This window comes from Acinetobacter sp. ANC 4654 (genome assembly GCF_002135425.1).
Classification (GTDB): Bacteria; Pseudomonadota; Gammaproteobacteria; order Pseudomonadales; family Moraxellaceae; genus Acinetobacter; species Acinetobacter kyonggiensis.
Genome location: NZ_NEGL01000003.1, coordinates 300,658 through 322,770 on the forward strand (window position 1 = coordinate 300,658; position 22,113 = coordinate 322,770).

Annotated in this window: 20 protein-coding genes and 1 riboswitch; of the genes, 11 read left to right on the plus strand and 9 right to left on the minus strand. The window is 40.9% G+C overall.

What is annotated here, in order from left to right:
• Positions 1 to 193 precede the first annotated feature (193 nt).
• From recN to ruvX, 3 genes are all read left to right on the plus strand, one after another.
• Entirely contained in the window at positions 194 to 1,855 is a 1,662-nt protein-coding gene (recN, locus tag B9T24_RS07300; protein WP_086165167.1) for a DNA repair protein RecN, read from the plus strand.
• Positions 1,856 to 1,969: 114 nt separating this feature from the next.
• A complete protein-coding gene (locus tag B9T24_RS07305; protein WP_086165168.1) occupies positions 1,970 to 2,524 on the plus strand; it encodes a YqgE/AlgH family protein in 555 nt (184 codons plus the stop codon).
• Positions 2,517 to 2,960, plus strand: coding sequence for a Holliday junction resolvase RuvX (gene ruvX / locus B9T24_RS07310; RefSeq protein WP_086165169.1), 444 nt, complete (start codon positions 2,517 to 2,519; stop codon positions 2,958 to 2,960). The genes B9T24_RS07305 and ruvX overlap by 8 nt, the downstream gene beginning before the upstream one ends.
• Positions 2,961 to 3,056: 96 nt before the next feature.
• On the opposite strand, the gene B9T24_RS07315 is transcribed toward ruvX, so the two are convergent.
• From B9T24_RS07315 to B9T24_RS07325, 3 genes are read right to left on the minus strand one after another with little or no spacing between them, the layout of a single operon-like run.
• Positions 3,057 to 4,064, minus strand: a complete 1,008-nt coding sequence (locus B9T24_RS07315) for an HlyD family secretion protein (protein WP_086165170.1) — start codon at positions 4,062 to 4,064, stop codon at positions 3,057 to 3,059.
• Between the two features lie 48 nt (positions 4,065 to 4,112).
• Complete coding sequence (locus B9T24_RS07320; RefSeq protein WP_086165171.1) at positions 4,113 to 4,319, minus strand: DUF1656 domain-containing protein; 207 nt, start codon at positions 4,317 to 4,319, stop codon at positions 4,113 to 4,115.
• 2 nt (positions 4,320 to 4,321) lie between these two features.
• On the minus strand, positions 4,322 to 6,406 hold the full coding sequence (locus B9T24_RS07325) for an FUSC family protein (protein WP_086165172.1): 2,085 nt from the start codon (positions 6,404 to 6,406) through the stop codon (positions 4,322 to 4,324).
• A gap of 481 nt (positions 6,407 to 6,887) precedes the next feature.
• Between B9T24_RS07325 and B9T24_RS07330 the strand changes: the two genes are divergently transcribed.
• On the plus strand, positions 6,888 to 7,661 hold the full coding sequence (locus B9T24_RS07330; RefSeq protein WP_086165173.1) for an IclR family transcriptional regulator: 774 nt from the start codon (positions 6,888 to 6,890) through the stop codon (positions 7,659 to 7,661).
• 442 nt (positions 7,662 to 8,103) lie between these two features.
• Here B9T24_RS07330 and phoU read toward each other — a convergent pair whose 3' ends face one another.
• Complete coding sequence (gene phoU / locus B9T24_RS07335) at positions 8,104 to 8,823, minus strand: phosphate signaling complex protein PhoU (RefSeq protein WP_086165174.1); 720 nt, start codon at positions 8,821 to 8,823, stop codon at positions 8,104 to 8,106.
• Between the two features lie 317 nt (positions 8,824 to 9,140).
• Here phoU and B9T24_RS07340 point away from each other — a divergent pair, with 317 nt between their 5' ends.
• From B9T24_RS07340 to gluQRS, 6 genes are all read left to right on the plus strand, one after another.
• The gene (locus tag B9T24_RS07340) at positions 9,141 to 10,208 is read left to right on the plus strand and encodes a hypothetical protein (RefSeq protein ID WP_086165175.1); all 1,068 of its coding nucleotides are present in this window, start codon (positions 9,141 to 9,143) and stop codon (positions 10,206 to 10,208) included.
• A 90-nt stretch (positions 10,209 to 10,298) separates the two neighbouring features.
• Positions 10,299 to 10,424: riboswitch (TPP riboswitch) on the plus strand.
• 113 nt (positions 10,425 to 10,537) lie between these two features.
• Positions 10,538 to 12,433 carry a phosphomethylpyrimidine synthase ThiC gene (gene thiC / locus B9T24_RS07345; protein ID WP_086165176.1) on the plus strand — a complete coding sequence of 632 codons (1,896 nt, stop codon included), beginning with the start codon at positions 10,538 to 10,540 and terminating at the stop codon, positions 12,431 to 12,433.
• 75 nt (positions 12,434 to 12,508) lie between these two features.
• A complete protein-coding gene (locus B9T24_RS07350) occupies positions 12,509 to 13,129 on the plus strand; it encodes an NUDIX domain-containing protein (RefSeq protein ID WP_086165177.1) in 621 nt (206 codons plus the stop codon).
• A 10-nt stretch (positions 13,130 to 13,139) separates the two neighbouring features.
• Positions 13,140 to 13,949 (plus strand): 3',5'-cyclic-AMP phosphodiesterase, encoded by an 810-nt coding sequence (gene cpdA / locus B9T24_RS07355; RefSeq protein WP_086165178.1) that lies wholly within the window; start codon positions 13,140 to 13,142, stop codon positions 13,947 to 13,949.
• Positions 13,950 to 14,158: 209 nt separating this feature from the next.
• Positions 14,159 to 14,686: an RNA polymerase-binding protein DksA gene (gene dksA / locus B9T24_RS07360; RefSeq protein ID WP_067722416.1), complete on the plus strand. Its 528-nt coding sequence runs from the start codon at positions 14,159 to 14,161 to the stop codon at positions 14,684 to 14,686.
• Between the two features lie 2 nt (positions 14,687 to 14,688).
• Positions 14,689 to 15,621 carry a tRNA glutamyl-Q(34) synthetase GluQRS gene (gluQRS, locus tag B9T24_RS07365; RefSeq protein WP_086165179.1) on the plus strand — a complete coding sequence of 311 codons (933 nt, stop codon included), beginning with the start codon at positions 14,689 to 14,691 and terminating at the stop codon, positions 15,619 to 15,621.
• Positions 15,622 to 15,826: 205 nt separating this feature from the next.
• Here gluQRS and ftsW read toward each other — a convergent pair whose 3' ends face one another.
• The 5 genes from ftsW to B9T24_RS07390 all read right to left on the minus strand — a co-directional run bounded on the left by ftsW (position 15,827) and on the right by B9T24_RS07390 (position 20,970).
• Positions 15,827 to 17,023 carry a putative lipid II flippase FtsW gene (gene ftsW / locus B9T24_RS07370; RefSeq protein ID WP_086165180.1) on the minus strand — a complete coding sequence of 399 codons (1,197 nt, stop codon included), beginning with the start codon at positions 17,021 to 17,023 and terminating at the stop codon, positions 15,827 to 15,829.
• Positions 17,024 to 17,044: 21 nt separating this feature from the next.
• A complete protein-coding gene (gene murD / locus B9T24_RS07375; protein ID WP_086165181.1) occupies positions 17,045 to 18,391 on the minus strand; it encodes a UDP-N-acetylmuramoyl-L-alanine--D-glutamate ligase in 1,347 nt (448 codons plus the stop codon).
• Between the two features lie 163 nt (positions 18,392 to 18,554).
• Positions 18,555 to 18,806: a DUF6587 family protein gene (locus B9T24_RS07380; RefSeq protein ID WP_086165182.1), complete on the minus strand. Its 252-nt coding sequence runs from the start codon at positions 18,804 to 18,806 to the stop codon at positions 18,555 to 18,557.
• A gap of 47 nt (positions 18,807 to 18,853) precedes the next feature.
• Positions 18,854 to 20,710: a ferrous iron transporter B gene (gene feoB / locus B9T24_RS07385; protein WP_086165183.1), complete on the minus strand. Its 1,857-nt coding sequence runs from the start codon at positions 20,708 to 20,710 to the stop codon at positions 18,854 to 18,856.
• Complete coding sequence (locus B9T24_RS07390; protein ID WP_092687142.1) at positions 20,707 to 20,970, minus strand: FeoA family protein; 264 nt, start codon at positions 20,968 to 20,970, stop codon at positions 20,707 to 20,709. Before B9T24_RS07390 ends, feoB begins: the two co-directional genes overlap by 4 nt.
• 172 nt (positions 20,971 to 21,142) lie before the next feature.
• Here B9T24_RS07390 and xerD point away from each other — a divergent pair, with 172 nt between their 5' ends.
• Positions 21,143 to 22,060: a site-specific tyrosine recombinase XerD gene (gene xerD, locus B9T24_RS07395; RefSeq protein WP_086165184.1), complete on the plus strand. Its 918-nt coding sequence runs from the start codon at positions 21,143 to 21,145 to the stop codon at positions 22,058 to 22,060.
• Positions 22,061 to 22,113: the final 53 nt, after the last annotated feature.

Genomic DNA, 22,113 nt, shown 5'->3' on the forward strand with positions numbered 1-22,113 from the left:
TAGGCTCTAAAATGCAATTCAATTTACCTCTGTGGCTTTTATAGCGTATCTTCAGTCAAAGGTAGTTTCATTTTTATGATGAAAATCAGGTAAAATAATGAGGCTTTACGTCCTCTTAAAATAAAAGTTATCTTGTGACCCAAACAAATTTTCACTATCTTAGATTAAAACTTTTCGCAGCTCGGATGCGTTTATGCTGACACATTTAACTCTGATCAATTTTGCTTTAGCCGATCATTTAGCCATTGATATTGAACAAGGTTTCAATGTCCTGACGGGTGAAACAGGTGCAGGTAAATCTTTATTATTAGATGCCCTCTCGGCATGTTTAGGCGAACGCACAGACACCAATTACGTCCGTTTTGGTCATGATAAAGCCGATGTCACCGCCATTTTTAGCTATCAAGCACATAGCCCTGAAGCCGAATGGTTAAAAAGCCATGAGCTAGATGATGAATCTGGTGAAATTCATTTAAGACGGGTCATTTTTGCTACAGGTCGTAGCAAAGCGTGGATTAATGGTCGCCCAAGTAGTCTGTCTGAATTAAAAGAAATTGGACGTTTACTGGTACAACTGTATAGTCAGCACAGTCAGCAGCAATTGCTCGAACCACCCTACCCGAAGCATTGGCTGGATCGTTACAGCAACTTTTACCAACCTGCACAGGCTGTCCGAGAGGCCTATAGCACATGGCAAAAAGACATTCGTCAGCATCAAGCTGCCTTAGATGCACAGGCGACACGACAACAACGGATCGAAACTTTAGCCTTACAGCTTGAAGAACTCGAAGAAATTACCCCAATTGATTATAAAGAAATTGAGCAAGAATTCGACCGTTTAAGCCATCATGAACATATCATGCAAGATTGTAGCTATAGTTTAGCTGCCTTGGATGATGCTGAGCAAAACATCACCCAAGAAGTCTCTTCAATTATTCGCCGTTTAGAATCACATGCAGGTCGTAGCGAACAACTGTCTGAAATTTATAATTCACTACTCAATGCACAAAGTGAAATTGAGGATGCAACAGCGAATTTACGCCAATTTATTGATCGTCAAAGCTTCAATCCTGAGCGTGTCGAAGAGCTGAATGCACAACTCGAAATCTTTCATCGTTTAGCACGTAAATATCGAACCCAGCCTGAACAGCTAAAACAGGATTATCAAACTTGGCAAACGGAGCTTGAACAACTGCATCAGCTAGAAGATCCTGAAACTTTAGCTGAACAGGTTGCCTTATCTCAGCAAGATTTTTTGGCTAAAGCACAGCACTTAGATGAGATTCGCCGTGCAGCAGCACTACCTTTGGCAAAAAAACTGACCGAACAAGTCAAACAATTGGCTTTGCCTGAAGCCTATTTCGAATTCAAATTTGAACCCTTAGAACAAGCAACAGCCGAAGGGTTTAGCTTTATTCAATTGCTGTTCACCGCAAATAAAGGCATTCCCGCGCAACCGTTGGCACGTGTCGCATCAGGTGGTGAACTTTCCCGTATTGCATTGGTCATGCAGGTGATGAATGCAGAAAAAACCGAATCTGAAGTTTTAGTTTTTGATGAAATTGATGTCGGAATCAGTGGCGGAACCGCAGAAATGGTCGGGCGTTTATTGGCAGACTTAGCTCAACATGTGCAAATTTTATGTATCACCCATCAAGCACAAGTTGCTGCCCAATCTGATCAGCATTTATTGGTTAAAAAACGTCAAACCGATCCTGCCAGCAGTGCCATTATTAACCTCACGGAAGAACAACGGATTGATGAGCTGGCACGTATGACGGGCGGTGTCGAAATTAATGACACTACGCTACAACATGCCAAGCAATTACGTCAGCTTAAGTTTCAGCAGGTCTAATTTTGTCGATTAAATCACAAAAAATGATTGGCGAAACTCAATTAGTTTAGTAAGTTAAACAGAAGAATATTATTACTTTAATCAGCTTTTTAATTTTAAGGGGGAATGGCATAGATGACTAAACAATATCTGACACATCGCTGTCTAATTGCGCCTCCTGATTTAGCCGATGATTTTTTTGCCAATACCGTTATTTATTTGGCACGACATGATGAAGAAGGCGCTCAAGGTATCATTATTAACCGCCCGTCTGGTCTTTCAATCAAAGAACTCTTGAATGACCTTGAAATCGAAGCGGATCATGTTCATCCTCATGATGTATTGCAAGGCGGGCCTTTACGCCCTGAAGCTGGATTTGTCCTGCATACAGGTCAGCCAACATGGCACTCATCAATTGCTGTCGGTGAAAATGTGTGTATTACCACATCTAAAGATATTTTAGATGCCATTGCACACAATGAAGGCGTTGGACGTTACCAAATTGCCTTAGGTTATGCCAGTTGGAGTAAAAACCAACTGGAACAAGAAATGGCACGTGGTGCTTGGCTGATCTGCGATTCCGATATGGATTTAATTTTTAATTTACCTTATGGTGACCGTTTGGATGCTGCCTATAAAAAAATGGGTGTAGACCGAACTTGGCTTTCATCAGAGATTGGACATGCCTGATTTATCAAAACCCTACATGATTATGGCCTTTGATTTTGGTACACAAAAAATGGGTATAGCGGTGGGTCAATCCATGATTGAAAGTGCCAATCCGCTTGCGCTGTTTCCCATGAAAGATGGTATTCCGAACTGGGATGAATTACTGAAGATTGTGAAACAGTATCAACCGACTTTATTTTTAGTGGGTTTACCGTTAAATATGGATGATACGGAGTCTGAACTTTCTGCACGCTCACGCAAGTTTGCGCGTCGTTTGCGCCATCAAACCAATATTGAAACATTAATGGTAGATGAGCGTTTAACCACACGTGAAGCACGTGATGAGTTGGATCATTATCAAGCGCAAGGTCGAGGTAAAAAGTTAGCTGCGGATAGTATTGCCGCTGCGCTTTTTATTGCAAGTTGGTATCGAACCCCTGAAGGCGTTACGCCCTGATTTACTCAATCATTGAAACCATTCCAGACAATATTGTGTCAAAAAAGCCATTCAAATCGAATGGCTTTTTATTTATAGCTATTAAAAACAAGTCGATTATTGGATGGGTTTTTCAATATGGATGGTTGCCGTGCGCCCTGCCACAAATGCCAATTGATTGTGCGGCATTTCATCTAATACAATTTTGACTGGTACACGTTGTGCCAAACGTACCCAACTAAAGGTTGGATTTACATTGGCCAAAAGTCCTGAAGTCGTAGTCCGCTCCCGATCCTCAATACCTGAAGCAATACCTTGTACATGGCCTTTTAATTTTTCAGCATCACCCATCATCTGAATGGTGGCAGGTGCGCCAACATAAATTTTATCGAGTTTGGTTTCTTCAAAATAACCCACGATGTACAACTGTTTACGGTCTAATAATGCCGCTACCGCTTGCCCAACTTTGACATAATTGCCAACCCGAAGTTCAAAATTGGATAAGGTTCCATCTGCTGGGGCAATCACTTCAGAACGATGTAAATTTAACTGCGCCATATGCAATTGACTGCTTGCAACGTCAATCAAGGCTTGTTGTTGCTTGATATTCGCTTGCGCCTGCGCTGTTGCTGCTTGCATTTGTTCATGTTCTGCATGCGATTGATCTCGTGCTGTAAACATTTGATCTTGTTCTTGTTTAGAAATTGCACCCTCCATTAAATTGGCATAACGATTGGCATTTTTCTCGGCCAGCATACTACTCGCTTGGGATGCAATCACATTGGCTTTGGCTTGCACTAAACTCGCCTCAGCTGCGGCTAAGCTCGCTTTGGCTTTGCTCAAATCAGATTTCGCTTGTTCCACATCCAATGCTTGACGTGCGACATCTATTTTAAACAGCACCTGTCCTTTTTTAACGCTTTGGTTATCTTGCACCAAAACATCTGTTACTAAGCCTGAAACATCGGAAGACACCTGAATCACATCACCACGCACACGACCATCACGAGTCCACGGTTCAGAATTATAATAATTCCAGATATGAATCACAGCAAAAATTGCCATGAGCGCCATGACCAGCAAAACAATCGGGCGAATTATTTTACGTAAATCAAAAGATCTCATATCCGCTTTACCTCATTCATTTCAATTTGAATCATATTGATCTTCATCTTAGATACCGCATAAAATAAACAACCCATGCAGCAGAAAAATCAGCACCACATAAAGGCATAAATTAAAGATGCTCGGCCATGCAATCCAGCCCTGATCAACCAGTCGATCTGTTGCCATCATCACGATTTGCAGCAGGATATAAGCAAGAATGCTTTGAATTAACAGTATCGGGACGTAAACCCCATAAAGATTAAGTTCGCCCATCCTTATATCCCTACCCATTTTTCGTGTTCAGCCATCTGTGAACCAGTTTGATGACATAAACTGCGGCGGATATTGTTCAGTGAAATCTTCAAACGCTGTGCAATATCCCGATTTTCCACGTCATCCGTTGCAGAGCAAACCACAGCAAGACGCTGCAACAAATTTTGTAAAATATCGGCATGGACTCGCTGCATTTCTTTGGCTTGAAAATAGTCATCTAAAGACTGCTGTAAATCTTCAATATCAGAGACAATCGAGTCTTGCTCTGGCAGTTTGTGAATTAACTCTTGTAAACGGGTTAAATCAATCACTGCACTGGTTTCAATGAGTGCCCAATTGATGTCATTTTTAAGATGTTCAGACTGGACTGCTTTACTGTTCAACACCCCAATCCGATCTAACATACTGCGCAAATGCTTTTTAAAATCAGCCCCATAAGGCAAATACAAGGCAGTTCTGACGGCTTTATAATGTAAGGCCAAAATACGTTGCACCGTTATATCTGGGGACATGGCGCGAACAATGTGAATGATATACACAGAAATCATCAGACCAATGACCGCACCAATAGAGGCATCAAAAAATGCAATTTGATCCAACATATAATGATTCTGCAAGTTCAGCCCCATAACGACTCCCATCAATAGAGGCAAACCCAATCCTGCTAATGGCGGATGTGGAAACAACATCAGGCAAAATATGCTAAAGGGTGCCAGCACTAAGGCCAACTCCCAAAAAGTTGTCACATGTGGAAAAATACCGTAAGCATAAATAAACACTACAACAGCAGAATAAATATTGGCTCGGATAAACAGTTTCAATGCAGGGACAGGATTATCCATTGCTGTCAAAATACAGGCACTGATCGCGGCCATTTCCGCCAACATAAATCCAGCTTTCCAACCACTTAAAATCCAAAATGCAGTCGCAATTAAAATGATTAAAAATGCGGAAACTCCACCGCGCACGGCCACCCCATGATCACGGTGCAAACTCGGATAGGTTGTGGTTAAAGGCGTCATACTTTCTGGCAAGGCATCATCCCCTTGCTGAATGCGTTGCCAAATCAATTTCACCGCACGCACATTTTGAATAAAGTGCCGAATATCCATCTTTAAGGCATTTAAAATGAGCTGTTGTTCAAAAGGTGCGGATGCCACTAAAGCAGCAAAATCGGATTCAAACTGACTGGGTAAAAAATTTAATTCTTGTGCTTTGATTTCATGATGATCGTGCAAAAACTCTGCAATATGCGCATGTACCGCTTTCAGATTTTCACGGTATGTCATCTCAATTTGATCTAACTGCTTCATTCGTTCGGACATGGCCACCAAATTTGCCACCAGCATCGTCAATTGGTGCAACATTTCCTGAAGGGGTTTCGTCATGCCCTGAAGGTTCGATTTCTCATAGGACAAATGCACGGCCAACACATGGATCTCTGAAGCATCTCGGGTAATATTGCCCAACAATTGGTTGTAATTCTCCAACTGTTTCTGATCCAGTAAAATCTGATCAAATAATGCATGAACATCCTGAATGGTTTTTGCAACACGGCTTTGCACCGCAGGTCCAATATGCATCGGAAAAATGGTGGTGGTGACAATTGCACTGCACACCACCCCGAGAGTAATCTCCAAAAAGCGCCCAAGTGCCATATCAAAGATAGACACCGTGTCAGCATAATAAACGATGTTGTAGCAAATAATGACTGTGGTATAGCCCGCCAACATCGAAACATAACTGCGCGGTGTTCTGTCTAACATTGAAATATACAGACAGAAACCGACCCAACTGGCCAAAAATAAGGTAAATAATACGGGGGTATTGATTAAAAATGGCGTCACCGCAATTGACACGATTGCGCCTAATAATGTCCCCAATAGCCGATAAATACTTTTAGATGAAGTCATGCCAGAATATGGGTTAGCAATCACAAATACGGTACCAATCGCCCAAATCGGATAAGCCAAATTTAAAGAAAATGCGATATAAAGCGCCAACATGCCTGCCACAAAAGTTTTAGTCGCAAAAATCCAATCCAATTTACTGGGTCGAAAAGCGAGTAAGGGTTTGATTAGCAGCATGGGCTTATCTCAGATTCAGGTTGAACAGTTCCCCGCACTCATTTTTAGATGATGACTAAAAAACACGATCTACCCTTTGGATAAATCGTGCAAAAAACACATGTAGCTAAGCATGTCATCAGAAATAATCGTCATTCAAAATGAATAGAGGAACTTTCGCAGCGCGTTATTTATACGAAATAAATGAGGAAAAACCGCCAATCAGAATCAGGCTAAAAATTCAGCATTGGATATTTATTCTGGTTATTTTTTCAAAAAAATCAAAATAAGTCAAATACAATATCTTATTGTGATAATACAATTAAAATAATATCAAACTTTTCAATTTCTCAGCATTAAATTTCTCATATTGAATAAAAAGTAAATTAAATACTGACAAATACAGTATGGTCACAACAAAAGCGCGCTTTTGCTTACTTTTTTGTTATAAAGTAATCCTAATTTTTATTTTCTTTTTTATGCTTTGACCAAGCAGGTACTTATGGCACTTTCTAGTTTTGGTAAGATTCTCACTGTTTTGGATCTGTTTTCGGTGCCTCGCCCTATCATTAATGTCGATATCATTAGTGAAGAATTAGGACTGTCTAAACCCACCAGCTACCGATATTTAAAAGAACTGGTTTCAGCAGAATTACTGCAACGCTTAAGTGGCACTTCAGGGGACTATACACTGGGTTCTAAAATTGCAGTGTTGGATTACATCTCTCGAACGACCGATCCTTTGGTACAAATTAGCATCCCTTTTATGCAGCAAATTGTGGAACGTACTGAACTTTGTTGCCTACTCACGCATTTAAACCATGATTCATGTATCGACCTTCATCATGAATTGTTTAAAGATGTCACTTTACTGTCTTATGGTCGAGGTTGCCCGCGTCCTGTATTTGTCGGTTCATCACCAAAAGTGATTATTTCACACTTACCGAAACAAGGGATTTTGGACTATTACCAGCGCTTCTCGGTTGAACTTGCTGAAGTTAACTTTGCTGAGAATGAAGCTGAATTTTTACTCAAAATGAAGCAAATTAAAAAACAAGGTTTTTATTTCTCGAATGGTGAATTAGATCCAAATATTGCAGGCTTATCTATTCCCATTAAATTCTCAAGCAAAGAACCGCCATTAGCATTAACCCTATTGGCATCAAAAAATCGCTTTGAATTTGTAAACTTACAAAAATTAATTGAAATTTTGAAAGAAAATGCCGCATTGATTGAGAAAAAATTTACTGAATTGTCTAAAAATGAAGATTTTTAAGCAACTCAAAAATAGTTAAATCAGTATCCAATGATGCAAGAATAAATCTAATGCGATATTTATTGTATTACTGATCAATTTCTCATAATATGATTATTATTCTTTATGTCACCGATTGGATTCCATGACCATTTGAGTGACATTCTCAGAGGAAAAGCTTGTGCCTATGCATGAGCTTTTTTTTGCCTTTATTTTGAGTCTTTTGTTGCGCCTTAAATAAAATTGCCCCTTGCTGAACGTCAATGGGGAACCTGTTCTGTATTCAACAGCAAAATGGATAGTGCAAAACTCATTTCCCTCAAAAATTTATCGCACTAAAATAAACACGTGAAATGTTCATTTTTGTAGAGGTCAGACACTCCTCTCTCTAGATTTTCTTGGCATTCCAAGGCATAAAAAAGCCTCAATTTATTTTGAGGCTTTTAAGCAAAGAATATATCCATTAACGCTCTTGAACTTTCTCTTCAATTTCTTTCACACTGGTATGGCGCACATCTAAACCTTTCACCATATAAATCACTTGTTCAGAAATATTCCGTGCATGGTCACCAATACGTTCTAAAGAACGTAGCACCCATAACACATTAATCACGCGTGAAATATGACGTGGATCTTCAATCATATAGGTCATTAATGTGCGTGTTGCCGATTGATATTCACGGTCAATATCGGCATCTGCAAGAAGCACACGTAAAGCCTGATCGACATCTAAACGGGCAAAGGCATCTAAGGCATCATGAATCATAACGCGTACTTGATTACCAATATGACGGGTTTCCATATAGCCGCGTGGTGAACTGCCCTCTTCACATAAATTTTGCGCAATACGGGCAATTTTTGCCGCTTCATCGCCAATCCGTTCTAAGTCGGTATTGGCTTTCGACATGGCAATGACCATACGTAAATCAATCGCTGCTGGATGACGACGTGCCAAAATCAGGGTTAAGGCTTCATCAATTTCAGTCTCTAAGCGATTCACGATATTGTCTTGAAATTGTACATCAATCGCTAAACTGGCATCGGTATCCAATAAAGCATGAATCCCATTGGCAACTTGCTGTTCAACTAAGCCTCCCATGGTCATAAACTTGGTATTTACATCCTGCAAATCTTCATTAAATTGCGATGAAATATGGTGATTCAACACCGGATTATTTGGCAAGGGGCGCACTCCACAACAGCACTTTTAGGATGAGAAATTTTGTTTAATATTAAATCATATCTAATATGAAACTTTTATGACAATAGCCTGAATATTTAGCGAGCTTATTGGAACGAATTCTCGACCAACCATTTTTTCATTTGTTGTTATGGCTTTTTACAATCCATTCCTGTGATAGGGGTTAATTGACAAAATATCGCTTGCTGATCACAACGCGTAACCAAACTCCTTCACAAGACTACACAGAAAAAATACTTTTCAGCGATAAAATAACCTCTTATTTTCCAAAATCATTTTCGCATGTATCCTGATATAGAATGACTGTACCTTTTAATAAATTTTGCTCTGTAAAACCTTACTTTGCTTTTGTCATTTTTATACTTTTGCTCGGGTGTCAAAAACCTGAACCACAGCCTATTCTGGAACAAGCCGAAAAACAATCGCAACAAGACGAACCTGTTGATTTATCTTTATTATGTAAAAGTATTGAAAGTGAAATACTCAACATTAACTCGGAACGAACCACTTTTGCTTTAGAACAAATTAATCAAGATTTAAAATTATGCTTGCCGCTATCAACCTCCGATGAACAAAAGCATTTTTTAACCCTATCCAATCAAATGTATAAAAACTTTTTAACGGTCAATAGAACACCGCCACAACAATCTGCTTTCGAAGCATATGCTTTTGACTTAGCCCAGCATCCGACTGTTCAACAAAACCATTTTGAACAACTCTCTTTACGTGATCAATACTTACTCAAACATAAAGGGCAAGCATATATTGAGCTGTTTGATGCAGGTAAGGGAAGGTTGAATTATCGTCGTAGTCCTGAATATTTAGCCAAAATCTTTGCACCCTATATGCCACAGGCAGAACAGGTCTTTATTGAAAATTTGGCGACACAAAATATGATGCCGGTGTTTGTCGAAAAAACCTTAATGATTGAACCGCATGAGATTGCAACACGCGCTTTATTTTGGGAAGAATATTTAAATCAATACCCTAAAAGCAGCTATCGTAAAGATGCAGAGTATCTTTTGCAGATATATAGCGTGTTTTTATTTATAGGAACAAAAAATTCACCTGTCTCTGACAACTATCTAGATCAAGATACCGTGCAAAGCAGTTCTTTAGATGAAATTGAAAAATTAGCGCAGATCAAAAATTCGTATTTAGCGCTTCAAGCGAAAAAGTTCCTGCAATTTCTACAATTATCTGAACAGCAGCGTTTAAAACAAATACCTGTTCAGCTGAGTGTACAAGAACAATCATCGCAGTCTAAAAATTTACTTACCGAAAAACAATTAGCACAATATTTGGGCTTAAAAAATGCCAATCACGCAAAAATACGTGACTGCTTTAGTGATGCTGTCTGCCTCTAAAGTAATCTTTCACCTGAATATATCGAATACACAGTAAAAGCGATATTTAATGTGAATGTTTTTTAGTGGGTAGGCGTGTTAATATTTGTCCATCGCTTGACGGAGCGCGAGTAATTACTCGCTGAGATCAGCAAAGTTGATACATTCAATTTAATGCTGAGTACCGTTGAACCTGATCAGGTTAAGACCTGCGTAGGAATCAAGCCATCTAAAAACTTAAGCCCTCAATTTATCTATTTTTCAATTCAGCTTGAATGAAAAGCTAAGATAAGTCTGCCACGTTTTTGGTCGTGCTTGATTCGTTGATGTCATTCATAAGGATCATTGCAATGAACCAATTAACGAATCTATCTGCAACAGATATTTCTGCTCAACATGAGCAAGACTCCAAAGATCTCACCCGTATTTTACCGGCTTCAAAAAAAGTCTATATCCAAGGTTCTCGTGCCGATATTCAAGTGCCGATGCGTGCCATTGAACTCACAGATACCCCAACGGGTTTAGGCGGTGAGCACAATCCTGATATTCTGGTCTATGACACTTCAGGCGTGTATACCGACGCTAAAGTTGCCATTGACCTCAACAAAGGTTTGCCCAATGTGCGTGAAAGCTGGATTGCAGAACGTGACGATACTGAACGTTTAAATACTTTGACCTCTGCCTTTGGACAAGAGCGTTTAAAAGATATTCGTACCGCCGAAATTCGCTTTGCGCATATTCAAAAACCACGTCGTGCCAAAGCAGGCAAAAACGTCAGCCAAATGCACTATGCACGTCAGGGCATCATTACCCCTGAAATGGAATATATTGCGATTCGTGAAAACCAACGTCAACTGGATGGTGTCGATGCACGCCAACACGTAGGTCAAAACTTTGGCGCGAAAAACCTCACCGAAATCACGCCTGAATTTGTACGTCAGGAAATTGCTGAAGGTCGTGCAATTATTCCGGCCAACATTAACCATCCTGAAATTGAACCAATGATTATTGGGCGTAATTTCTTGGTCAAAATCAATGCCAATATTGGTAACTCTGCATTGGGTTCTAGCATTGATGAAGAAGTGGCGAAAATGACGTGGGCAACCCGTTGGGGCGCAGACACCATCATGGATTTATCAACAGGTAAAAATATCCATGAAACCCGTGAATGGATTATTCGTAACTCGCCTGTTCCGATTGGTACGGTTCCCATTTATCAAGCTTTGGAAAAAGTCGATGGTGTCGCTGAAGATCTGACTTGGGAAATTTTTAAAGACACGCTGATTGAACAGGCCGAACAAGGTGTCGATTACTTCACCATTCATGCAGGTGTACTTTTAAGATATGTACCGCTGACTGCAAACCGTTTAACCGGCATTGTGTCACGTGGTGGATCGATCATGGCACAGTGGTGTCTCGCACATCATGAAGAAAACTTCCTCTATACCCATTTCGATGAAATCTGCGAAATTATGAAAGCCTATGACGTGTCTTTCAGTTTAGGTGATGGTTTACGTCCGGGGTGTATTCAAGATGCCAATGATGAAGCACAATTCAGTGAGTTAAAAACGCTGGGTGAATTGACCCATCGTGCATGGGAACACGATGTGCAAGTGATGATTGAAGGTCCGGGACATGTGCCGATGCATATGATTAAAGAAAATATGGATCTACAGCTTGAAGTTTGCCAAGAAGCACCGTTCTACACCCTTGGCCCGTTAACCACAGACATTGCTCCGGGTTATGACCATATTACCTCAGCTATTGGTGCTGCCATGATTGGTTGGTATGGTACTGCAATGCTGTGCTACGTGACCCCGAAAGAACATTTGGGCTTACCAAATAAGAAAGATGTCAAAGATGGCATCATCACCTATAAAATTGCCGCTCACGCAGCAGATTTGGCTAAAGGTCATCCAGGTTCACAAGTCCGTGATAATGCTTTATCTAAAGCACGCTTTGAGTTCCGTTGGGAAGACCAATTCAATTTAAGTCTTGATCCTGATACAGCACGCAGCATGCACGATGAAACCATGCCAAAAGAAGCCCATAAATCGGCACATTTTTGTTCCATGTGTGGGCCTAAATTTTGTTCGATGAAAATCACGCAAAACGTGCGAGATTATGCGAAAAATCAAAGTAATACAGCAGCTATACCCGAAACAAGTGCCGAGATTGAAGCTGGATTCAATGCCATGAAAACCACCTACCAAGAACATGGTCAAAAATTGTACCACAAACTGTAATTTGACAAAAAATCTTTTATTTTGATGAGATTCTCAGTTAGGATGAATGTACGCTTTTCATCCTGACTGAGTTATATGAATATTATTCAACAAGCAACATATAACAGCGACCAAGTCAAAATTCAGTCACGCGAGTTTCTTTTTCGTGGCTTCATTCAGGTTGAAAAAGTCAATCTCAAACATCGTTTATTTGATCAAACTGAATTTACCTCAGTGATTCAACGTGAACTGGTTCATCGACCTGAAGCTGCTGGCGTCCTTATTTATAATGATCGCCAACAGAAATTTGCCTTAATTGAACAATTCCGTGTCGGTGCAATGGATGATGTCGATTCACCGTGGCAACTGGAAATTATTGCCGGTGTGTTAGATGGTGATGAATCACCTGAAAGCTGTATCCGCCGTGAAAGTTTAGAAGAATCGGGGTGTGAAGTTGATCAATTACAGCATTTATTTAGCTTTTATCCCTCTGCTGGTGCTTGCTCCGAACTGTTCCATTTATATAGCGCACAAGCTGAGCTTCCTCAAGAAGGTGGCATATTTGGCATGCCCGATGAAGGGGAAAATATTCAGTTACATCTGATTGACTATGATGAAATTAAAAATTTGCTGACCAATGGTCGCTTAAAAAATGCACCGGTCATTATGGCATTGCAATGGTTGCAACAACATATTAAAACTACAAGGAATGTCTAAGGAGTCAGACATGACTTTATCCCCGAACTATAACGACCAGCGTGACTGGACCATCGTTCAAATTTCAGATACACATCTCATGGATCAGGATGATTTAGAATTTGTGCATATGAATCCTGAACAGAGCTTTCATGCCGTCATGCAGCACATTCAGCAGCAATATCCTCATATTGATGCAATCGTGCATACGGGTGATTTAGCACAAGTGCCCGTGCAAGAAACCTATGCGCGCTATTTGGCCTTTATGCAACACTTCGGCACCCCGTTTTATCAAATTCCGGGTAATCATGACAATATTGATCATTTCCCGTTTTATCAGAATCAAAATCAAGTTCATGCCATTCATTTTGGCAAATGGAGCATTGTGCTGCTCAATAGCGCTGTGCGTGGCAAAGTAGATGGCTGGATTGAACAAGAGCAACTCCAACAACTGGATCAAATTTTATCTAAATTCCAACAGCAATTTGTGATTGTTGCATGTCATCATCATCCTTTCGACATGAAATCAAAATGGATCGATCAACATAAGCTAAAAAATACTGAAAACTTAACTGACCTTTTAGCCAAATATCACAATGTGAAAGCCGTTATCTGTGGTCATGTCCATCAAGACTCCCTAAATGAATGGCGTAATATTCAATTTTTTTCCACCCCTTCAACTTGCGTTCAGTTCAAACCTTTCAGTGATGATTTTGCACTTGATGAAGAAGCACCGGGTTTTCGTGTTCTACATTTGCAAGCAAATGGCGAATTAAAAACTAAAATTTATCGTGCAGAAAACGTACAACAAAAAATTAATAATGAAATTTCAGGTTATTAACTTTTCATTTTGCTTTTTTTCTATTACTTTATGGCTTCAAAAGAAAACGTGATAGATGGAATCCAAGCATCAAAGACTATCAAAAAGCCGAAAAAGCCTATATGATGATGCCCCTCGAAGGAGAATCTCCTAAGGGTTGGATAAAAACACTTGCATATCACCATATTTTTTGCGTATAGATAATGCGTATATGATGAGGAATGCCCTATATGGCGAATGACAACCAAAATCAAGTCTTGGATGAACAAACTGATGTTGTAGATGAAAAATCTACAAAACGCGTGCGAAAAACCAAGCCAAAAGCGTCAGAAAGTGGTTCTACTGCCAGCTTATTTGGTATTGCACCTTATCAGCCGAAAAAAAATGAAGAATATATGTCCGAAGGACAGCTCGAACATTTCCGCCAAATTCTGTTGGCATGGAAAGAAGAGCTGATGTCTGAAGTCGATCGTACTTTGAACACAATGCAAGATGAAAATACTGCATTGCCTGATGTCAATGACCGTGCGACACAAGAAGAAGAGTTTGCCATTGAACTGCGTACACGTGATCGTGAACGTAAGTTAATTCGTAAAATTGAGCAATCAATTGAAGCGATTAAAAATGATGACTATGGTTTCTGTGAAACGTGTGGTATTGAAATTGGTCTGCGCCGTTTGGAAGCACGTCCAACTGCAACCCTTTGTATTGACTGCAAAACTTTAGCAGAAATCAAAGAGAAGCAAAATAACGGTTAATTGTGACTGTTGAGAATTCCTCAGCAAAGCACAGCTTTGCTCTTGCGCAGCGGCGAAACAATGTTTCGCTAACTCGCTACTCAGGTCGGTTTGCGCCATCGCCAACCGGCCCTCTGCATTTTGGCTCACTCATCACAGCTGTGGCGAGTTATTGCGATGCCAAAGCACATCAGGGTTCATGGTTGGTTCGTATTGAAGACACCGACATCCCGCGTATTTATCCTGACAGTGAAGCGCATATCCTACGCGCTATTGATGCCTTTCAGTTCGAACCTGATGACACCATCATTTTCCAGAAAGACCGCTTAGATCTCTACGAATCCGTTCTGCATCAACTGCAACAAAATCATTTGGTTTATGCTTGCCAATGTACCCGAAAAATGTTGGGCTCCAATCATATTTATACAGGTACTTGTCGCGAGTTAAATTTACCCTTTGACCAACACGCTATTCGTTTGAAAGTCTCGGATCAAGAGATTTGTTTCAACGATCGTCTGCAAGGAATACACTGTTCCAATTTGCAACGGGACTTAGGTGATTTTGTGCTCAAGCGTCGTGATGGCATTATCAACTACCAATTGGCTGTGGTTATCGATGATTATCTACAAGGCATAACGCACGTGGTTCGTGGTGCAGATTTGCTGGATAACACGGAACGTCAGATCTGGCTGGGTTCAGTACTCGGCTATCCTCAGCTTGAGTATATGCACTTGCCTTTAGCCATGAATGATCAAGGACAAAAGCTGTCTAAACAAAACTTGGCTCAAGCACTCGATTTGAATCGTGCATCTGAACTATTACAACATGCGATTCGTGCTTTACATCAGCCTGAAGTGGATTTAGACACCCCAAAAAACATGTTAATACAAGCGATTGCACAGTGGGATATCCAATCTATTCCGCATACAACCCAACTTGAAGGGACTTATTTATAAAGTCACCACCATCACCAATTCAAAGACTCACTTTAAACCAATGTCTTAATGTTTTTTGTTGGGATTTTTACGGCAAGATATGCTGTTTAAAATAATAAACTGAGTATTTTTTATTATTGGTCTCCCCCATTTATCCTTTCAAAAGTGAAAGAACAATGGGGGAAGTGTCTTAATGATTGCATTAAGTCCAAGAAATTAAATCCACTTAGAAGCTAGACTCTTCTTTACTTGGGTTGGCTTTTTGTGTGGTTGCATCAATTTTTAAAATTAGGCTGATCATGACTGCACACATAATTAAAGATGAGCCACCATAACTAATGAATGGCAAGGTCAAACCTTTGGTCGGCAGCATGCCCATATTCATACCCGCATTCACCAAAATTTGCAGCAAGAAAATAATACTGATGCCATAGGCCAAATAGCCTGCGCGTAAATATTGATGTTGCAAGGCACGATGACCAATTTTGATACAGCAGACCAACATGGTAAAGGACAATGCTAAAACAGTCGCAATGCCAAAGAAGCCAAACTCTTCACCCAAAATGGCCAACATAAAGTCAGTATGTGCTTCAGGAAGATAGGCCATTTTCTGAATACTGTGTCCTAAGCCTACGCCTGCCCACTCACCACGCCCAAAAGCCATCAGTGCGTTAGAGAGCTGATAACCTGTACCCAATGGGTCAGCCCAAGGATCTGTGAAAGATAAAGCACGCTGTAAACGATAAGGCTCGAAGATAATCGCGGCTGCTAAGCCTAGAATAATCGCCAACATGAAACCAATGAACTGAATGGGTGGCGCACCCGCCAAAAAGAACACGCCTAAAATCATCAAGACAATCACCGCTGTGGCACCTAAATCTGGTTCAGCCAAAATTAAGCCGACGGTAATCACCATGACACCCCCTAAACGAAAGAGTCCCGATAAGTTATTGCGAACCTCTTCTGCCCTTCGCACCACATAATCTGCAGTAAAAATAGCCATCATGACTTTCGCCACTTCAGAGGCTTGTAAAGTAAATCCTGCAATACGAATCCATCGTGTCGAACCGTTCACCTCAGTACCGACGACTAACACTACCGCAAGCAGTAAGATGGTCATTAACCACAATGGAAATGTGTTATTAAACCAAATATTCAGCGACACTTTATAGGTTAAAAATGCGGCTGTTGCTGCAACTAGAATTGAAATTCCGTGTCGAATCACATAGTGAAATGCATTTTCATGTAAACGGTCTGCATAAGGCATCGAAGCCGATGCCACCATGACAGAGCCTATACACAGCAAGGCAATCACACAAAAAATGAGTACATTACGTGGTGTAAATTCAGCAGGAATTTTCGTTCCCCACGCATTATAGACCTGATTAATTTTATTTATGGTCGTCTGAGCTAACCCAGCCATACAGCTTTCCTTATCGTTCTTCTAAGCAAGTGTGTTCACACATTCAACAAACTGGTGCCCACGTTCACTGTAACCTTTAAACATGTCAAAACTTGCACATGCAGGAGACAATAACACCACATCATGGGCTTGAGTATGCTGTTGACATAATTCTACCGCTTCTTGTAAAGATGCTGCATGCATCAGCGTCGTGGTATTGGCAATCGCTTTTTCAATCACTGCACGATCTTCACCAATCAGCACCGCTAGCTTTGCATATTTTGTTAAGGCATCGCGTAAAGCAGTGAAATCCTGACCTTTACCCTGTCCCCCAAGAATAATGGCGACTTTGCCCTGTTGCGGCTCAATCGCAGCACCTAGACCATCAATTGCGGCTAATGTCGCCCCAATGTTGGTGCCTTTAGAATCATTGTAATAACGTACACCCTGAACTTCTTTAACAAATTCACAGCGATGCTCTAGACCTTTAAAGGTTTTTAAAGTGTCCAGCATTGATGCCAATGGCAAACCAATCGCCTCACCCAAAGCCAAACACGCCAAAGCATTGGCAATATTATGTGTGCCTTGAATGTACATTTCTGAACTTTTCAATAGACGTTCACGACCACGTGCTAACCACATGGTGCCATCATTTTCTTTTAAGATGCCATATTGGTTCATATCTGGAGCATTTAAACCAAAGCTTTGCATCGGGGTTGCATCTGGAACCAATGGACGCGTGAGAGAGTCATCGCGGTTATGAACGACTTTTTTCACCCCTTGAAAGATGCGATGTTTCGCGGTGTGATAGCCCATCATATCGCCATGACGGTCTAAATGGTCTTCACTCATATTGAGTATAACAGCCACTTCAGCATGTAAATTCGAAGTGGTTTCTAATTGGAAGCTAGACAATTCCAAAATATAGAGTTCTGGATCATCTTTGGTTAAATCCAGTGCAGGACGACCTAAGTTGCCTCCTACAGCGACCTTAATCCCCGCGTCTTTTGCCATGAGACCAATCAAAGTGGTTACGGTACTTTTGGCATTTGAACCTGTAATCGCCATTATTGGCTTATCAGTAAAGCGGCGTAAAATTTGAATTTCACTGACCACCGCAATACCTTGAGCAATGGCTGCTTGAATTTCTGGCAATTTCGGATCCAGTCCCGGACTAATCACAATTTCTTCGGCTTGTAATAACAGCTCTTGATCGAGTTGACCAAAGCTGGTTTGCACGTCACTTGGAATTTGATCATGTCCTGGTGGAGTCTTTCGAGAATCTGTTACTGCAACGCGGTAGCCATGTTCATGTAAGAAATTTACTGCTGCAACACCTGAAATTCCGAGCCCTGCAACGACTTTTAATCCACCACGTTGTATTAACATTTTTGCCCCATTTTCTGGTCGGTTTTTAAAACTGACAAAATGTTAGCACTTTGCTGTTTTGAATGCTTTTTCTGTTTTGACTTTATGCGTCTTTTTTTGTGTCAGTGCGTAAAAAAACCGTCATAAAATGACGGTTTTTTTAAATCAGCTTAGAACTGGCGATTTATTTCCATTTTACCGCTTGGACTTCTATTTTTTTCTGTGTACTGTCCTCAGTTGCAGCACAGCCACAACTGCCGCCACAACCAGAAGCCATCGCAGGTTTTAACCATTTTGCCAGTGTTGACCAGCCTTGTTGACGACAGACATTGGACAACGCCATAAAGACTGAGTTTGCCGTCTTAGGCAAGACTTTTTTGAAGACCACAACCGCACTCCAAATCACCAATGCTGCAATAATAAGAACTTCAATCATCTCAATCTCCTCTGCACATTATTTTGAGGCAAATAAAACCAATCCAGTTAACCAAAATAATGCGATGCAATTTGATAGGTTAGGAAAGACATTAAATATGCCAGACCAAATAAATAAGCGGTCATAAAGCTGACCGTTTTCCACGATCCCGTTTCACGTTTTACCGTTGCCAATGTTGCTAGGCAATGCGGGGCATAAACAAACCAAACCAAAAGCGATAAAGCAGTCGCCAATGACCATCCTAAGCTACCATCACTGCTAATAATCGAGGCTAAACCTTGGGCAACGGCATCATCATCTGTCGCAGACAAGGCATACACTGTGCCTAAAGCCGCCACCACCACTTCACGCGCTGCCATTGCTGGAATTAAAGCAATACAAATCTGCCAGTTAAAACCCAGTGGAGCAAAAATCGGTTGCATCACATGACCAAGCATCCCCGCCAGAGAATAATCAATCGCGGGTAAAGTCGCACCTTCAGGCGGTTGTGGGAAAGTACATAAGAACCACAACAAAATAGAAAGCGCGAAAATAATGCCACCAACGCGTTTTAAGAAGATCTTGGCACGGTCAAGTAAACCAATCCAAATACTTTTAGGGTCAGGAAAGCGATAACTGGGTAGCTCCATCAACAACATATGTTGTGATTTATCGCTTTGGAAAAATTTCAGTACAAATGAAACCAGTAATGCACTGACAATGCCGGCCATATACAAACCAAACAACACTAGACCTTGCAGATTTAAAATACCCCAAACCAATTGTTCTGGAATAAAGGCGGCAATGAGGAGCGCATAAACAGGTAAACGCGCTGAACAGGTCATCAGTGGAGCAACCAAAATCGTGGTTAAACGATCTCGTGGGTCACTAATACTTCGTGTCGCCATAATTCCCGGCACAGCACAGGCAAAACTCGACAATAACGGAATAAAAGCCCGACCACTTAAGCCAGCTTTAAACATCAATTTATCCAGTAAAAATGCAGCACGGGGTAAATAACCCGATTCTTCGAGTACCAAAATAAAGAAGAACAGAATCAAAATTTGGGGCAAAAACACCAAAACTCCGCCTGCTCCTGCAATAACCCCATCCACCACCAAGCTATTTAGCAATGGATGTGAAATATGCTGTCCAACAAACTCACCGAACCAACCAAATAGGCTTTCAATGCCATCCATGAAAGGTGCAGCCCAAGCAAATACGGCTTGAAAGACCACAAACATCATTAAGGCAAGGCTGACTAAGCCCAACACGGGATGTAAAAATATTTTATCGAGAAAATCAGAGCGCTTGTCTTCTTGATCCACCGAATGGACAACATCATGCAAAATGGTGCTGATCTTATGATGATTATCGCCATTCAAGCCGCTGAGTTCTGTATGGGGTATGGAATATTTGCCTTGATCCAGCGCATTCATCAGGTTTTCAATTCCTGAATTACGTACTGCCACGGTTTCCACTACGGGAATCCCTAAGCGTTCTGAAAGTTTTTGCGTGTTGATTTGCATGCCACGGCGACGTGCTTCATCCATCATATTCAGTACAAGTAAAATCGGACGACCCAGCGCGATCATTTCTAGCACCAAACCTAAATGTAGATTTAGATTGGTCGCATCCACCACACACAAGAACGCATCTTGCTGTCCTTCTTCGGCAATTTTGCCTTGTACCACATCACGGGTGATTTCTTCGTCTGGACTGGTGGCCTCTAAACTATAGGTTCCGGGCAAATCTAAAACACGGACTGGCTTACCTGATGGCAGGGTAAACTGCCCCACCTTCCGCTCAACAGTGACACCTGCATAGTTTGCGACTTTTTGACGCGTACCAGTCAGGTGATTAAATAAAGATGTTTTACCGCAGTTTGGGTTACCTACTAGGGCAATACGCAGCGCATCACTCATGCAGGTGCTCCCTCAAGATTAATTTCAATTTTTTCAGCTTCAACTTTACGCAGTGCGAATCGGGTAAATCCAACTTGAATTAAAATTGGATCTCCACCAAAAATACCTTTGGTAATGACCTGTACTTTTGTACCAGGAACAAAACCTAGCGTCTCTAAACGACTGGCTACCACATCGTTTTGAGCAAGATTGCCATCTAAAGTTCGGTTGACTTTGTGAATAATGGCTGTTTGTTTCACTTTTAAATCAGATAAACGCACCGCATCTAATCCTAAAATATTTTCCCCAGTATACAAACAAATGAGAATAATTACCAAATAAGGTTTGATTCTAATTCTCATCTTGCACTTGCACATCGACATTATAAAAAAATTATTCTAAATTGATGAAAGCCAAGAAAAACTTGGATTTTCCATTGAATGTAGAGCTGACATGCTGAATAAAAAACCTCGTATTCCTGCACCTGTGGGCATTCCTGAACATTTAAGTTTTTTACAGGGTTTCCGAGATTATTTAATTGCACAAACCGTAAGTCCGCATACGCGCAACGCCTATCTATCTGATTTAATTCAATGTAGTGAATGTCACGCTGCTGCAATGCCCAATTGGTCGAGCGATGACGTTGCAGATGTTTTATTAACATTAACCAAACAAGGTAAAAGCCCACGTTCCATTGCGCGCTCACTTTCTGCACTGCGTTCTTTTTATAAATTTCTCCGTGAACAGAAATTACGTTCAGATAACCCCGTAGCAACCCATAAAACCCCTAAAATTGGCCGCTCACTCCCCAAAGATATTTCCGAACAAGAAGTTGAAGCGCTTATTCATGCACCCGATATTGCAACGGCATTGGGTCTACGCGATCGTGCCATGCTCGAAGTGCTTTATGCCTGTGGCTTACGCGTGACTGAATTACTTAATTTACGCCTTGAATTGATTAATTTAAAACAAGGCTATTTGCGCATTGTCGGTAAAGGCAATAAAGAACGCTTGGTGCCTTTAGGACAAATGGCCTGTGAATGGATTGAAAAATACTTAAATGAAGCGCGTTCTCAGTTGTATAAATTCGCCACAGATTATGTCTTTTTAACTCAACATGGCGGCATCATGAGTCGGCAAAATTTTTGGTATGCCATTAAGCGGTATGCACTACAAGCTGGGGTTCAAGCCGAATTATCACCGCATACTTTACGCCATGCTTTTGCCACCCATTTACTCAATCATGGCGCTGATTTACGTGTGGTTCAAATGTTATTGGGGCATAGTGATTTATCCACTACACAAATTTATACTCACGTTGCCCAAATTCGCATGCAGCAACTACATGCGACTCATCACCCTCGCGCTTAAAGCGATGCCTAGAACGCATATTCAACAGTTCAGTAAAGAACCTTGATCTTGCA

Bases quoted from the DNA above. Each gene is read 5' to 3' on its own strand.
- B9T24_RS07380 (WP_086165182.1), bottom strand. From the start codon at position 18,806: ATGATTGAAGTTCTTATTATTGCAGCATTGGTGATTTGGAGTGCGGTT.
- recN (WP_086165167.1), top strand. From the start codon at position 194: ATGCTGACACATTTAACTCTGATCAATTTTGCTTTAGCCGATCATTTA.
- B9T24_RS07305 (WP_086165168.1), top strand. From the start codon at position 1,970: ATGACTAAACAATATCTGACACATCGCTGTCTAATTGCGCCTCCTGAT.
- B9T24_RS07320 (WP_086165171.1), bottom strand. From the start codon at position 4,319: ATGGGCGAACTTAATCTTTATGGGGTTTACGTCCCGATACTGTTAATT.
- ftsW (WP_086165180.1), bottom strand. From the start codon at position 17,023: ATGGCTGGGTTAGCTCAGACGACCATAAATAAAATTAATCAGGTCTAT.
- B9T24_RS07325 (WP_086165172.1), bottom strand. From the start codon at position 6,406: ATGCTGCTAATCAAACCCTTACTCGCTTTTCGACCCAGTAAATTGGAT.
- thiC (WP_086165176.1), top strand. From the start codon at position 10,538: ATGAACCAATTAACGAATCTATCTGCAACAGATATTTCTGCTCAACAT.
- dksA (WP_067722416.1), top strand. From the start codon at position 14,159: ATGGCGAATGACAACCAAAATCAAGTCTTGGATGAACAAACTGATGTT.
- ruvX (WP_086165169.1), top strand. From the start codon at position 2,517: ATGCCTGATTTATCAAAACCCTACATGATTATGGCCTTTGATTTTGGT.
- B9T24_RS07340 (WP_086165175.1), top strand. From the start codon at position 9,141: ATGACTGTACCTTTTAATAAATTTTGCTCTGTAAAACCTTACTTTGCT.
- murD (WP_086165181.1), bottom strand. From the start codon at position 18,391: ATGTTAATACAACGTGGTGGATTAAAAGTCGTTGCAGGGCTCGGAATT.
- B9T24_RS07315 (WP_086165170.1), bottom strand. From the start codon at position 4,064: ATGAGATCTTTTGATTTACGTAAAATAATTCGCCCGATTGTTTTGCTG.
- B9T24_RS07350 (WP_086165177.1), top strand. From the start codon at position 12,509: ATGAATATTATTCAACAAGCAACATATAACAGCGACCAAGTCAAAATT.
- cpdA (WP_086165178.1), top strand. From the start codon at position 13,140: ATGACTTTATCCCCGAACTATAACGACCAGCGTGACTGGACCATCGTT.
- xerD (WP_086165184.1), top strand. From the start codon at position 21,143: ATGCTGAATAAAAAACCTCGTATTCCTGCACCTGTGGGCATTCCTGAA.
- feoB (WP_086165183.1), bottom strand. From the start codon at position 20,710: ATGAGTGATGCGCTGCGTATTGCCCTAGTAGGTAACCCAAACTGCGGT.
- B9T24_RS07330 (WP_086165173.1), top strand. From the start codon at position 6,888: ATGGCACTTTCTAGTTTTGGTAAGATTCTCACTGTTTTGGATCTGTTT.